This is a genomic window from Streptomyces gilvus, assembly GCF_022513565.1.
In the GTDB taxonomy this organism is placed as follows: domain Bacteria; phylum Actinomycetota; class Actinomycetes; order Streptomycetales; family Streptomycetaceae; genus Streptomyces; species Streptomyces gilvus.
In genome coordinates this window covers 1-12429 of sequence record NZ_JAKWBE010000038.1, presented here as the reverse complement: position 1 = coordinate 12429, position 12429 = coordinate 1, and the positions used below count along the sequence as shown (strand labels likewise).

The 12429-nt window shown below is 72.6% G+C and carries 13 protein-coding genes; 10 read left to right on the top strand and 3 right to left on the bottom strand.

Annotation, left to right across the window (positions count from 1 at the left end):
- The first annotated feature begins 2 nt into the window (after positions 1-2).
- From MKW14_RS36465 to MKW14_RS36450, 4 genes are read left to right on the top strand one after another with little or no spacing between them, the layout of a single operon-like run.
- Positions 3-956 (top strand): substrate-binding domain-containing protein, encoded by a 954-nt coding sequence (locus tag MKW14_RS36465; RefSeq protein ID WP_240870425.1) that lies wholly within the window; start codon positions 3-5, stop codon positions 954-956.
- Positions 957-1000: 44 nt separating this feature from the next.
- Entirely contained in the window at positions 1001-2239 is a 1239-nt protein-coding gene (locus MKW14_RS36460) for a sugar ABC transporter substrate-binding protein (RefSeq protein WP_240870423.1), read from the top strand.
- Positions 2236-3156, top strand: coding sequence for a carbohydrate ABC transporter permease (locus MKW14_RS36455; protein ID WP_240870421.1), 921 nt, complete (start codon positions 2236-2238; stop codon positions 3154-3156). The genes MKW14_RS36460 and MKW14_RS36455 overlap by 4 nt, the downstream gene beginning before the upstream one ends.
- Positions 3153-3980 carry a carbohydrate ABC transporter permease gene (locus MKW14_RS36450; protein WP_240870419.1) on the top strand — a complete coding sequence of 276 codons (828 nt, stop codon included), beginning with the start codon at positions 3153-3155 and terminating at the stop codon, positions 3978-3980. The genes MKW14_RS36455 and MKW14_RS36450 overlap by 4 nt, the downstream gene beginning before the upstream one ends.
- Here MKW14_RS36450 and MKW14_RS36445 read toward each other — a convergent pair.
- A complete protein-coding gene (locus MKW14_RS36445) occupies positions 3955-4851 on the bottom strand; it encodes an HTD2 family dehydratase (protein WP_240870418.1) in 897 nt (298 codons plus the stop codon). The two genes, MKW14_RS36450 and MKW14_RS36445, sit on opposite strands and share 26 nt — an antisense overlap.
- Before the next feature lie 99 nt (positions 4852-4950).
- Between MKW14_RS36445 and MKW14_RS36440 the strand changes: the two genes are divergently transcribed.
- The 4 genes from MKW14_RS36440 (at position 4951) to MKW14_RS36425 (ending at position 8166) form a co-directional block, all read left to right on the top strand.
- Entirely contained in the window at positions 4951-5973 is a 1023-nt protein-coding gene (locus tag MKW14_RS36440) for a permease (RefSeq protein WP_240870417.1), read from the top strand.
- Positions 5970-6698 carry a TIGR03943 family putative permease subunit gene (locus MKW14_RS36435; protein WP_240870416.1) on the top strand — a complete coding sequence of 243 codons (729 nt, stop codon included), beginning with the start codon at positions 5970-5972 and terminating at the stop codon, positions 6696-6698. Before MKW14_RS36440 ends, MKW14_RS36435 begins: the two co-directional genes overlap by 4 nt.
- Positions 6699-6801: 103 nt before the next feature.
- Entirely contained in the window at positions 6802-8022 is a 1221-nt protein-coding gene (locus MKW14_RS36430; RefSeq protein ID WP_240870415.1) for a L,D-transpeptidase, read from the top strand.
- Positions 8023-8079: 57 nt separating this feature from the next.
- On the top strand, positions 8080-8166 hold the full coding sequence (locus tag MKW14_RS36425) for an NPCBM/NEW2 domain-containing protein (RefSeq protein ID WP_374116650.1): 87 nt from the start codon (positions 8080-8082) through the stop codon (positions 8164-8166).
- Here MKW14_RS36425 and MKW14_RS36420 read toward each other — a convergent pair.
- On the bottom strand, positions 8150-8947 hold the full coding sequence (locus tag MKW14_RS36420; protein ID WP_240870413.1) for an inositol monophosphatase family protein: 798 nt from the start codon (positions 8945-8947) through the stop codon (positions 8150-8152). The genes MKW14_RS36425 and MKW14_RS36420 overlap by 17 nt on opposite strands.
- Positions 8948-9216: 269 nt before the next feature.
- On the opposite strand from MKW14_RS36420, the gene MKW14_RS36415 reads away from it, so the two are divergent.
- A complete protein-coding gene (locus MKW14_RS36415) occupies positions 9217-9894 on the top strand; it encodes a lytic transglycosylase domain-containing protein (RefSeq protein WP_240870411.1) in 678 nt (225 codons plus the stop codon).
- A gap of 66 nt (positions 9895-9960) precedes the next feature.
- Here the strand turns inward: MKW14_RS36415 and MKW14_RS36410 are convergent, their stop codons facing one another.
- A complete protein-coding gene (locus MKW14_RS36410) occupies positions 9961-11115 on the bottom strand; it encodes a Gfo/Idh/MocA family protein (RefSeq protein WP_240870409.1) in 1155 nt (384 codons plus the stop codon).
- Positions 11116-11226: 111 nt separating this feature from the next.
- Between MKW14_RS36410 and MKW14_RS36405 the strand changes: the two genes are divergently transcribed.
- Positions 11227-12231: a LacI family DNA-binding transcriptional regulator gene (locus tag MKW14_RS36405; protein ID WP_240870407.1), complete on the top strand. Its 1005-nt coding sequence runs from the start codon at positions 11227-11229 to the stop codon at positions 12229-12231.
- The last annotated feature ends 198 nt before the right edge of the window (positions 12232-12429 follow it).

Genomic DNA, 12429 nt, shown 5'->3' with positions numbered 1-12429 from the left:
CCATGGCAGAGCGCAGCGAGGACGTGACGGCACGGCGCACCGGGGGGCCCGCCGGCGGAACGCACCTGCTCGGGCTGCTGTATCCGCCGGCCGGCCGGCAGCGGACGTACACGACGATGCAGCTCGCCTTCGTCGGCGGGGTGGCCGAGACGGCCGCCGTCCACGGCTACGACCTGCTGCTCTCACCCGCGGGCAGCTGCACGGACCCCTCGTTCCGGCGGATGGTGGGCGGGCGGCTGGTGGACGGCGTGATCGTCATGGAGATCCGCCGGGAGGACGACCGGGTCGGGTATCTCGCCGATTGCGGATTTCCCTTCGTGGCCATCGGCCGCAACCACGGCACCGACGCGGCCGGCTGGGTCGACCTCGACTTCGCCGGGCTGGCCGGCGGCTGTGTGCAGCACCTCGCCGACCTCGGCCACAGCCGGATCGCCTTCGTCAACCGCTCGGAGGAGCTGTTCGACAGCGGCTACGGCTTCGCGCGGCTCGGCGACGAGGGCTACACCGAGGCGATGAAGCGGCTGCTGCTCACGCCCCGCGCCTACCTGTGCGGGGACGACCTCGCCTCGGGAGAGGAGGTCGTCGAACGGATCCTGCGCGACGACCCGGCGACCACGTCCCTGGTCACCCAGAACGAGGCGGCCCTGGAGGGCATCTACCGGGGACTGACCCGGCACGGCCGCAGCGTGCCGCGGGACTTCTCCGTCGTCGGCGTGGCGGCCAGCCCCTGGGCCGAACAGGTCACCCCGCCGCTCACCGCCGCCGAGATCCCCGCCAAGGAGATGAGCCGGGTCGCCGTCGAGCTGATGGTGCGGCGGCTGACGACGCCCGAGGAACGTCCCCGGCACGTCCTGCTCAAACCCCTGATCACCCTCCGCGCGAGTACCGGGCGCTGCCGGCCGGTGCCGGGTTCGGAACCCGAGCCGGAGTTCCCCGATTTCGACCTTGATTTCTGATACGTCGGTTTCTGTGCCCGTTCGTCTACCCCAGGGAGCAGAACATGTCGTACTCCGTAGACCGCCGCGGCCTCCTGCGCGCCGCGGGCGCGACAGCGGCCACGGCCGCCCTGGGCGGCGCGCTGGCCTCCTGCGGCTCCGGCTCCTCCGGCCCGGTCACCCTCACCTGGTGGGACTACTTCACCCTGGACAACTTCCAGCCCGGCATGAACCGGCTGATCAGGGACATCGAGTCGGGCGTCCCGGACGTGAAGATCCAGCGGCGGACCTTCCCCTTCGCCGAACTCGACCGCCAGCTCGCCCTGGCCGCGATCTCCGGCGACCTCCCCGACATCGCCATCGTCGACAACGTCGCCATGAACACCCTCGGCGGCAACCACCTGCTGGCCGACCTCACGAGCCGGGTCGCGAAGTGGGGCCAGGCCGGCCAGTACTACAAAGGCCCCTGGGACGGCTGTCAGGTCGGCGGAAAGACCCTCGGCATCCCCAACAACAGCAACTGCCTCGCCCTGTACTGCAACACCCGGATGCTCAGGTCCGCCGGAGTGCGGCCCCCCACCACCTGGGACGAACTGGCCTCCAGCGCCCACCGGCTGACCAGCGGGGACCGCTACGGACTGGCGCTGAGCGCGATCAGGACGGAGGAGGGCGTCTTCCAGTTCCTGCCTTTCCTGTGGCAGTCGGGCGGCGACCTCGACACCTTCGGCACCTACGGCGCCACCGCCCTCTCCTTCCTCCACGACCTGATCGCCAAGGGCTCCCTGTCCGAACAGTGCGTCGGCTGGACCCAGCAGGACGTCAACACCCGCTTCCTCAACCAGCGCGCCGCCCTGCAGATCAACGGACCCTGGCAGATCCCCACGCTGAAGAAGGCGTCCTTCGACTGGACCGTCGTCCCGCTGCCCCGCGACCGGCAGGCCGCCACCTGCCTGGGCGGCGAGAACTGGGTCGTGACGGCGAGCAGCAAACACATCGACAAGGCCTGGGAGGTGCTGGAGTACACCCAGCGCCCCTCGGTGCTGGTGCCGTACCTGGTGTCGTTCGGCGACCTGCCGTCCCGCAAGGACCTGGCCGACCAGGGCACCTGGGCCTCCGACCCGGCCCTGCGCCTGTTCCTCAGCCAGCTCCCCCTGGCCCGCCCCCGCCAGTACGGCCCGCACTACGCCGACGCCTCGCAGGCCGTCGCCGAGGCGGAGCAGGCGGCCTTCACCGGGGCCGCCTCGCCGTCCGGCGCCGCGCGGACGGCGGCCGCCAAGATCGACAAAGCGCTGGGCAAGCGGTGAAACCGAGCCCTTCCCCCGCCGCGCGCCGGCGCCGCGCGGGCTACCTCTTCTGTCTGCCGGGGATGACCTTCCTCGCCCTGTTCCTGGCCTACCCGCTCTGCTACAACGTGTGGACCTCCGTCCACGACGTCGACCTCGGCCAACTGCTCGGCGGGACCGAGCGGTTCAACGGCCTGGACAACTACCGGGCCGTCCTCGACGATCCGGCGTTCTGGCACGCCGTACGCATCTCGCTGATCTTCACCCTGGGCTCCCTGCTACTGCAGTTCACCCTCGGCTTCGCCCTCGCCCTGCTCTTCGCCCGCCCCTTCCCGCTCAACGGCCTGCTGCGCTCCCTGCTCCTCGTCGCCTGGCTGCTGCCGCCGGTCGTCAGCGGCACCCTCTTCCGCTGGATGCTGGACGCGGAGTCAGGCGCCTACAACGCCCTCCTGAGCGCCGTGGGCCTGGGCGGCCTCGGGCACGACTGGCTCACCGACCCGTCCACCTCCCTCGCGGGGGTGATCTTCGCCAACATCTGGGTCGGCGTGCCCTTCAACATGCTGCTGCTCCTGGTCGGCCTGCACACCATCGACCCCGAACTGCACGAGGCCGCCGCCATCGACGGCGCCGGCGCCTGGCAGCGCTTCCGCCACATCACCCTTCCGCTGATGCGCCCGGTGTCGGTGACGGTCCTCCTGCTCGGCCTCCTCTACACCTTCAAGGTCTTCGACATCGTCTTCGTGATGACGGGCGGCGGGCCCGTCGACGCCACCCGGGTGCTCTCCCTCTACGTCTACGAGGTCTTCTTCACCTCCTTCCGCTTCGGCCAGGGCGCCGCCGCCGGCCTGCTGCTGCTCGTCGTGCCGCTGCTCGCGGGCGTGTTCTACGTACGACGGCTGCGGCGCGAGGAAGACACGCCGGCGGGAGGCGCCGTATGAGACCGCCCCGCCGCCCCTGGCTGCTCACCGCGGTCGCCACCGCCGTCACCGCGGCCTTCCTGCTGCCGGTCTACTGGATGGCGAAGACCAGCCTCACGCGCCCGGACCGCATCCTGAGCCCGACCCCGCAGTGGGCCCCCACCCCCGTCACCGGCCGGAACTACGCGACGGCACTGGGATACGCCGGACTGACCCGGGCCCTGCTCAACAGCCTGGTCATCTCCTCCGGGGTGGTCGCGCTGACCCTGCTGCTGGGCGTCCCGCTCGCCTACGCGCTCGCCCGGGTCCGGATGCGCGGTTCGGGCACGATGGTGCTCGCCCTGCTCGTCGCCCAGCTGCCGCCCGCCATCGTGCTGGCGGCACCGCTGTTCATCCTCGAACGCCGGGCCGGACTCGCCGGCACCTACCTGGGGCTGATCGCCGCCGACACGACCCTCACCCTGCCGTTCACGGTGATCGTGCTGCGGCCCGTACTGCGCGGTGTGCCATCGGAGTTGGAGGAGGCCGCGCAGATCGACGGATGCGGACTGCCGGGCGTGCTGCTGCGGGTGGTCCTGCCGTTGATGGTGCCCGGCGTGGTCGCGACGGCCGGACTGTCCTTCCTGATCGCCTGGGGGGAGTTCCTCTTCGGCCTCACCCTCGCCGGAGGCCCGGACGTCCAGCCGGTCACCGTGCTGCTCAACTCCTTCGTGGGGCAGCACGGCACGTCCTGGGGCGCCCTGATGGCCACCGCCACGCTCATCAGCATCCCCGTGGTCTGCGTCTTCGCCCTCTTCCAGCGCTTCATCGTCGGCGGCCTCATGACGGGCGGGGTGCGGGGCTGACGACCGGCGCCGGTGCGAAGGTCACCTCGGCGGTGGCGTGCCGGGCCTCGCGGGGACCGGCGACGCGCAGACCGGCCCCGCCGTCGGTGGGGGAGCCGTCGGCCAGCAGGTGCTCGCCGGCGAACGCGGGGCGGTGCAGCCGGTGGGACAGGGACCGCACCCGGCGGTCGGGGGCGTTGGCGCGGACGAGTTCGAGCATCAGCAGGGCCAGCAGCGGGCCGTGCACCACGAGAGACGGATACCCCTCGACCTCATGGCAGTACGGGGCGTCGTAATGGATGCGGTGCGCGTTCGCGGTCAGGGCGCTGAAGCGGAACAGGAACGCCGGGCCGGGGTGCAGGCCCAGCCGCCAGGGGCCCTCTGCCTCGGGGACGGCCTGCTCGTCCAGCTCGGCCGGGTGCGCCGCGGCGCCGCGGCCCGACCGGTAGACGACGTCCTGCTCCTCCACCAGACACAGGCGGCCCCGCTGGCGGAACTCCTGGCGCTCGGTGACGAACAGCAGCTCCCCGGAGCGGCCCCGCTTGGGCGTCACCGCGGCCAGGGAGCTGACCCGCTCGGCCGGTTCGCCCAGGCGCAGCGGCTCGGCGATCTCGCAGCGCCCGCCGGCGAACATGCGCTGCCGGTCGGGGATCGGCGGCAGGAAGCGGGCGTCCCGCAGATGGCCGTCGGGGCCGAGGTCGCGCTGGGCGGGCCAGTGCAGGAAGTACAGCCACTGCCACAGCGGCGGCAGCGCGTCCCCGGACTTCGCGGCCGTCCCGGGCAGGTCCAGCAGCGCGGACAGGGCGGCCGCCGGAGCCGGGGAGAGGGCGTCCTCCTCGGTGACCGGGACGGGCTTCCAGGACGCGACGTGGGAGGCGAGCGGGGTCGTCATGGTCCCAGTGTCCCGTCACCCGTTCGCGGAGGTGTGTGCGCCCGGCCCCCTTCGTGATCGTCGCTTATGTTCGCCAGGACACCGACATCCGGAGCGAACATGTTGAAAACGGATGAACTGGTCGACGGCGTGGTCGCGACGGCCGCTCCCCCCGCGCGCCGTCTGCCGCCGCGGTCGGTCGTGATCGGGGCGGCGACGGCGGTCGCGCTGGTCGCCGTGGTGCTGACCCTGACGCAGACCCGGTGGCTGAGCGGGCCCGCCTTCGCCGCCTGGCGCACCGTGTGCCTCGCCATCACCGTCCAGGCGCTGCCCTTCCTCATCCTCGGCACGGTCCTGTCCGGCGCGATCAACGCCTTCGTACCGGCGGACCTGTTCACCCGGGTGCTGCCCCGGCGCGCCGCGCTCGCCGTTCCGGTGGCCGGCGCGGCGGGCGCGGTCCTGCCGGGCTGCGAGTGCGCGTCCGTACCCGTCGCGAACAGCCTCATCCGACGGGGTGTCACCCCGGCCGCCGCCTTCGCGTTCCTGCTCTCCGCGCCCGCGATCAACCCCGTCGTGCTGACCGCCACCGCCGTCGCCTTCCCCGGCAACCCCGCGATGGTCGCCGCCCGGCTGCTGGCCTCGCTCGCCACCGCCGCCGTGATGGGCTGGCTGTGGCTCTGGCTGGGCCGGGAGGAGTGGCTGCGGCCCGCGGTACGGCACGGCGGCCATCATGCCGGGCACAGCCGCTGGCAGGAGTTCCGCCTCGGTTTCCAGTACGACTTCCTGCACGCCGGGGGCTTCCTCGTGCTCGGTGCGATGGCCGCCGCCACCTTCAACGTCGCGGTGCCGCGCGCCGTGCTGGACACCTTCTCGGGCTCGCCCTGGCTGTCGGTGCTCTTCCTGACCGGGCTCGCCATCGTCCTCGCGGTGTGCTCGGAGGCCGACGCGTTCGTCGCGGCCTCCCTCACCGGTTTCTCGCCCGTCGCCCGGCTCGCGTTCCTGGTGGTGGGCCCGATGGTCGACCTGAAGCTGATCTCCCTTCAGGCGGGCACCTTCGGGCGGGCGTTCGCCTGGCGCTTCTCCACCGCCACCGTCGTCGTGGCGGTCGCCGCGAGCGCGCTGATCGGAGGCGTCCTGCTGTGAAACGCCACGCCCAGACACTCCTGCTGGTCCTGACCGGAGCGGGACTGCTGCACGTCGCCCTCCTCACCGACCTCTACCTCCGCTACGTCAAGGAAGGCCTCCACCTCGTCCTGATCGTCTCCGGCGTCATCCTGCTCCTGCTCGGCCTCGCGAGCGCGGTCCTGGACCGGCGCCCCGCCCACGACGAGGGCCACGCCCACGGCCACGACCACTCCCGGGCACCCCGCGTCGCCTGGCTGCTGTTCCTCCCCGCGCTCAGCCTGCTCCTCTACGTCCCACCGGCCCTCGGCGCGTACACGGCGGCGCGGACCAACGGCAAGGCGGTCACCGTGCGCAAGGGCTTCGACCCGCTGCCCGCGACCTCCCCGCTGCCCATGACGCTCACCGACTTCACCACCCGGGTGCAGCAGGACCACGCCCTGGCCATCCGGCACCGCACCGTGCAGATGACCGGCTTCGTCACCCCGGCCGCGCACGGCGACGGCTGGTACCTGACCCGGATCATCTTCACCTGCTGCGCCGCGGACTCCCAGACCGTCAAGGTCCGGATGTACGGGGGAGCCGCGCCGCCCGCCAACACCTGGCTGGCGGTGACCGGGACCTGGCACCCGAAGGGCAGCCTGGGCACCAGGACGGCGGAGGCCGCCCTCGACGTCGGCGGGACGCGGCGCATCGCCCCGCCGGTCAACGCCTACACCGACGATCTGCCCCTCACCCCCTCCTGACCCGGCTCCGGGTTATGCCCGGCCTCCGGCGGGATACCCGCACCGTCGGAGAGCGAGCGCGCCCGGCGCTCGCCGGGACGCAGGGAAGGCGGTCGAAGGAAGCATGCCGCACGCACCGTCGAGCACCGCCGGGAACGCCCCACGAAGCCGCCCGGGCCTGCCCGTTGCCGCCTCGGCCGCCGCGGCGCTGCTGGTCGTGACGGCCTGCGGCGGTGCAGGGGGCTCCACGGGGGACGGCGGGCGGGGGGACGACGCGAAGCACGACCGGCTCACCGTCTCGCCCGCGTCCGACAGCACGTCCGTCGCCGTGAACCGGAAGGTGACCATACGCGCCGGTGACGGCCGGATCACCGCCGTCCAGGTCACCGCACAGGGCCCCGGCGAACTGAAGGGGACCTTCTCCGGCGACAAGGGCACCTGGACGTCCGACGGGCAGCTCGCACCCGGCGTCACCTACACGGTGCGGGCCCGCGCCACCGCATCCGACGGCAAGCAGCTCGCCCGGAACGCCACCTTCACCACCGCCGAAGCGCCCAGGTCGAAGACGTTCGTCGGCGAATACCACCCGGACAAGGGCACCACCGTCGGCGTCGCCATGCCCGTCTCCATCGTCTTCGACAAGCCGATCCACGACCGGGCCGCCGTCGAACGCCACCTCCAGGTCACCTCCAGCCCCACCGTCCAGGGCGCCTGGCACTGGATGACCGACCGCGACGGCAGGGACCGCGTCGACTTCCGGCCCGAGAAGTACTGGAAGCCCGGCACCGACGTCACCCTGCGCATGTCCCTCGACGGCGTGCGGGCCGGCGGACTGTACGGCGTCCAGAACCGGGTCGTGAACTTCCGTATCGGCGACGCGGTGACCACCACCGTGGACACCGCGGCCAAGACGATGACGGTCTCCGAGAACGGGAGGAAGCTGCGCACCCTGCCGGTCTCCGCGGGCAAGAAGGGCTTCGAGACCTGGAACGGCACCATGGTCGTCCTGGAGAAGACGCCCACCATCCGCATGAACTCCCGCACGGTGAGCATCTTCGGGCCCGAGGCCTACAACCTCGGCTCGGTCAAGTGGGACGTCCGCCTCACCCCCTCGGGCACCTTCGTGCACGCCGCCCCCTGGAACGAGGGCAAGTTCGGCCGGATCAACGGCAGCCACGGCTGCATCGGCATGAGCACCGCCGACGCCCGGTGGTTCTACGACCATGTCCACACCGGCGACCCGGTCACGGTGGTCAACTCCAAGGACACGGTCGCCGCCGACAACGGCTACGGCGACTGGAACGTCGACTGGGCGACCTGGCGGTCGGGCAGCGCCCTGCGGTGACGGGTCGCGGCCCGCTCCGCACAACCCACCCCGTACAGCGTCAGCGGCGCCCAGGAGCTGCACCTGGTCGTCCAGGACGGCGGGGACGGCAACGCCCACGACCACGCGGACTGGGCCTACGCCCGGCTCAGGTGCGGGAGTTGACCGTCCTGCGCCACAACTCCCTCGCCTCGGCCGCCGCGCCCGGTGCGGCCAGCAGCAACGGCTCGTCGTAGGCGGGGAGTTCCGGCATCGCCACCGCGCCCGCCTCGGTCGCGATGAGGAGTGCGGGCAGGCCGTCCACCGGGTGGAACTCGCCGATCGCCGCCGCGGTGGCGCGGCCGGCCGCGACCTGGACCAGGGACAGCGCGGTGGAGCCCATCACCCGGACCGTGCAGTGGCGGGCCGCCAGCTCGCCCAGCAGCGCGTCCAGACCGGGCCAGTGGGCGTGGGCGGCCCACTCGGTCATGAAGACGTGCCCGGTGAGGGTGGTGTGATCCGCCGCCCGGAGCGGAGTTCCGTCGAGATGGGCGCCGCCGCCCGAGGTGGCCGTGAAGATCTCGCGCCGCCAGGGGTCCGCCACCACGCCCAGCAGCGGGCTGCCGCCCGGCGCCGCGAGGCCCAGCGAGAACGAGCACCAGCCCAGGCCGTGGGCGTAGTTGGTCGTTCCGTCCACCGGGTCGACCACCCAGTGCGGAGCGTGCGCGGAGCCCTCCTCGGCGCCGTACTCCTCGCCGTCGATGCCCCAGTCGGGGAACTCCCGCCGCAGCACCGCCCGTACGTGCCGCTCCACGGCCTCGTCCGTGTCCGTGACGATGTCCGCGGGGCTCGCCTTCTGCCGTACCGGCCCGCCGGCGCCCGCGTCCGTGCCCCGGATCTTCTCCGACGCCCACTCGGCCAGCTCCACGGCCACCCGCAGAGCGCCGTCCAGGTCATGCCCGCCCACAGCTCTTCACCACCCCGATCACGTCCTCGCCGATGATGACGTCCACACCGCGGGAGGGCGGCGCGGCACGCTGGTCGGCGTCTGCCGGGCCGCACGATAGCCAGGGGTGCCCGTGCGGTCCGGGATCCCAGGGTGAACGGGAGCCGTATTGGGGGCGACGGTTCCACCGGCCGGGAGCCGGTGACGGCGCATACAGGCTCAGCTCACGCGGGCCTTAATCGCCTTGCGGTAGAAGATTGCTGGCCGAGGGGGCGGGAGAAGGGCGAGACATGTCCGATTTCCGGGCGGTGAGGTACCGGCGGTTGGCGCTCATGATGGTGTTCGCGCTGGCCGTCTACGTCCTCGTGCGGGCCGCCAACACCCCGCAGGGCCACACCCCGCCACCGGCCGGGAAGACCGTCGCCACCCCGACCCCGTCGGCCGGCTCGCCCAGCGCCTCCCGCTCGTCGGCCGCCCCGTCCTCGTACGATCCCGCCGACTACGCCTCCCAGGTCCGCACCCGGGCCCGGGAGGCCGGTGTCAGCGCCCGGCTGGTGATGGCGATCCTCTACAACGAGGCGTACAAACCGCACGATCCGGCGCTGGAGCGGGCCTGGCAGAAGATCAAGCCGGGCGCCGCGTTCGGCATCGCCGACATGCACCGCGCCACCTTCGACGAGGTCAAGAAGGGCCGCGACTTCGCCGACCGCGACTGGACCGAGCTGCCGGACGACCGGGACCTCGCCATCGAGGCCGAGGCCTGGTACCTGCACGACCTGGCGGCCCGGTTGCCCGCCCAGTGGTCCGCCCCGTACACCAAGGACGAACTGCTGGCACTCGGCTACGACGCCGGTCCCGACACCATGCTGGCCTTCGCCCGCGGCGCGACCCCCGGCACCGACGCCCAGGCGTACCTCGACCGGCTGCACGCCAACTGGGCCAAGGCGAAGACAGCTCTGGGCAGTTGACACCCACGCACCGGTGGCTGCGGCCGCCCGCCGTGTCCGCGCCGGTCACCCCGGCGCGCACGGCCCTCAGCCCAGGCTCACCCACGCCCGCCGCTCGGCCGAGCGCACCATGGCGTCCAGCGCCGCCGCGCTCGCCACGGCGTCCTGCAGCGTCGCCCCGTGCGGCGTGCCCTCGGCGACGGAGCGCACGAAGTGGGACGCCTCGATGACCTTCAGGTCGTCGTAGCCCATGGCGTTGGCCGAGCCCGGCTGGAAGGCCGCGTACTCACCGGCGCCCGGGCCGACGAACACCGTGCTCACCGGCTGGTCCTGGTAGGAGCCCCCCCGGCTGACGCCCAGCTCGCCCATCCGGCGGTAGTCCCAGAAGACGGCGCCCTTGGTGCCGTGGATCTCGAAGCCGTAGTTGTTCTGCTCGCCGACCGAGACCCGGCAGGCCTCCAGGACGCCCCGGGCACCGGAGGCGAAACGCAGCAGGCAGTTGACGTAGTCCTCGTTCTCGACCGGGCCGAGCTCGCCGCCCGTGGCGCGGGTGTGGCCGGCGGTGGCGCCGGTCGGGCGGGCCCGCTCCGGGACGAAGACCGCGGTGTCGGCGCTGAGGGACTCGATGTCGCCGAGCAGGAAACGGGCCAGGTCCACACCGTGCGAGGCGAGGTCGCCGAGCACTCCGCTGCCGCCGCGTGCCCGCTCGTAGCGCCAGGTCAGGGCGCCCTCGGGGTGGGCGGCGTAGTCGCTGAACAGACGGATGCGGACATGGGTGACTGTGCCGATCCCACCGGAGGCCACCAGGTCCCGGGCGGCCTCGACGGCGGGCGCGTTGCGGTAGTTGAAGCCGACGGTGCCCTGTACACCCGCCTTGCCGACGGCGTCGGCGACCGCGCGGGCGTCCTCGGCCGTGAGGCCCACCGGCTTCTCGATCCAGATGTGCTTGCCCGCCTCGGCCAGCGCGACGCCGATCTCACGGTGCAGGAAGTTCGGGGCGGTGACGCTCACCGCCTGCACACGGGGATCGGCCGCCAGCTCCCGCCAGTCGCGGACGGCGCTCGCGAAGCCGTACTGCCCCGCCGCCTCCTCGGCCCGGCCGGGTACCTCGTCCGCGACGGCGACCAGTTCGGGCCGCAGGGGCAGCCGCGGGAAGTGGTGCGGCAGACGGGTGTAGGCCTGTGTGTGCACCCGTCCCATCCAGCCGAAGCCCACGACGGCGATACCCAGCGTCTTCACCATGACAGCCCTTCTTTGGACCGATCCAAACGTCCGCCTACCATGAGCGGTCCCGCTGGCAGGTGTCAAGAGGGGTCTTTACAGCACGCGGCGGCTTATGGAACGGTCCAACCCATGAGGACCCCGACCATCCGTGACGTCGCCGCGCGGGCCGGCGTGTCCAAGTCCCTGGTGTCGCTGGTGCTGCGCGGCGCCGAGGGGGTACGCCCCGAGAAACGCGCGGCCGTCATGACCGCGATCGAGGAACTCGGCTACCGGCCCAACGCCGCCGCGCGCAGCCTCAGCGAGCGCCGCACCCGCACCGTCGGCGTCCTCCTCAACGACCTGCGCAACCCCTGGTTCGTGGAACTCCTCGACGGCCTGAACTCCCGCCTCTACGACAGCGGGCTGCACACCCTGCTGGCCGACGGTCACCTCAACCGGCGCCTGGGCGAGGACCTCACCCGCACCTTCACCGAACTGCGCGTCGACGGCCTGGTCGCCGTCGGCACCCTGCAGGACCCGCAGGCGCTGCGCACCGCCGCCGGGCGAATCCCCACGGTCGTCGTCGGCACCCGCGAGCCCGAGCTGCCCGGAGTGGACATCGTCGCCAACGACGACGAGCACGGCGCCCGTCTGGCCACCGAACACCTCATCGGCCTGGGGCACCGGCACATCGCGCACATCGCCGGTCACGGCGCGGTCGGCGAGCTGCGCCGACGCAGCTTCGAGGCCACGATGCGCGAGCACGGGCTGGAGGGCACGGCGGTCGTGGAGCAGGGCGACCTGACCGAGGAGGGCGGCTACCGGGCCACCGTACGGCTGCTGAGCCGGCCGGAGCGGCCCACCGCCGTCTTCGCGGTCAACGACATGTCGTGCGTCGGCGCGCTGTCGGCCGCCGAGGAGAGCGGCCTCCAGGTGCCCCGGGACCTCTCCCTCGTCGGCTACGACAACACCTACCTGTCCCGGCTGCGGCACCTGTGGCTGACCACCGTCGACCACGCCGGCCATGACGTCGGCCGCCGGGCCGCACAGCGGCTCCTGGACCGGATCGAGAACCCGGGGCGACCGGGCGAGGTGGAGCTGGCGGCGCCGTTCCTGGAGGTGCGGGGGTCCACGGGGGTGGTGGGGGAGGGGTGACGCGGGGCACCGGTCCCAGTGCCATGTCACATACCACCGGCGTTCGGCGAGCGTGATGGCGCCGCAGCTGGTGTGCTACGGCGACCGTCTCCCCGAGGGAGTTCCCCGCCTGGCCTGAACAGGGTTTCTCGGGCTGCAAGAACGCCGCGGCGGGGGGGGGGGGGGGGGGGGGCAAAACCCCCCCCCCCCCCCGGGCGG

Bases quoted from the DNA above. Each gene is read 5' to 3' on its own strand.
- MKW14_RS36465 (WP_240870425.1), top strand. From the start codon at position 3: ATGGCAGAGCGCAGCGAGGACGTGACGGCACGGCGCACCGGGGGGCCC.
- MKW14_RS36460 (WP_240870423.1), top strand. From the start codon at position 1,001: ATGTCGTACTCCGTAGACCGCCGCGGCCTCCTGCGCGCCGCGGGCGCG.
- MKW14_RS36450 (WP_240870419.1), top strand. From the start codon at position 3,153: ATGAGACCGCCCCGCCGCCCCTGGCTGCTCACCGCGGTCGCCACCGCC.
- MKW14_RS36445 (WP_240870418.1), bottom strand. From the start codon at position 4,851: ATGACGACCCCGCTCGCCTCCCACGTCGCGTCCTGGAAGCCCGTCCCG.
- MKW14_RS36440 (WP_240870417.1), top strand. From the start codon at position 4,951: ATGTTGAAAACGGATGAACTGGTCGACGGCGTGGTCGCGACGGCCGCT.
- MKW14_RS36430 (WP_240870415.1), top strand. From the start codon at position 6,802: ATGCCGCACGCACCGTCGAGCACCGCCGGGAACGCCCCACGAAGCCGC.
- MKW14_RS36415 (WP_240870411.1), top strand. From the start codon at position 9,217: ATGTCCGATTTCCGGGCGGTGAGGTACCGGCGGTTGGCGCTCATGATG.
- MKW14_RS36410 (WP_240870409.1), bottom strand. From the start codon at position 11,115: ATGGTGAAGACGCTGGGTATCGCCGTCGTGGGCTTCGGCTGGATGGGA.
- MKW14_RS36405 (WP_240870407.1), top strand. From the start codon at position 11,227: ATGAGGACCCCGACCATCCGTGACGTCGCCGCGCGGGCCGGCGTGTCC.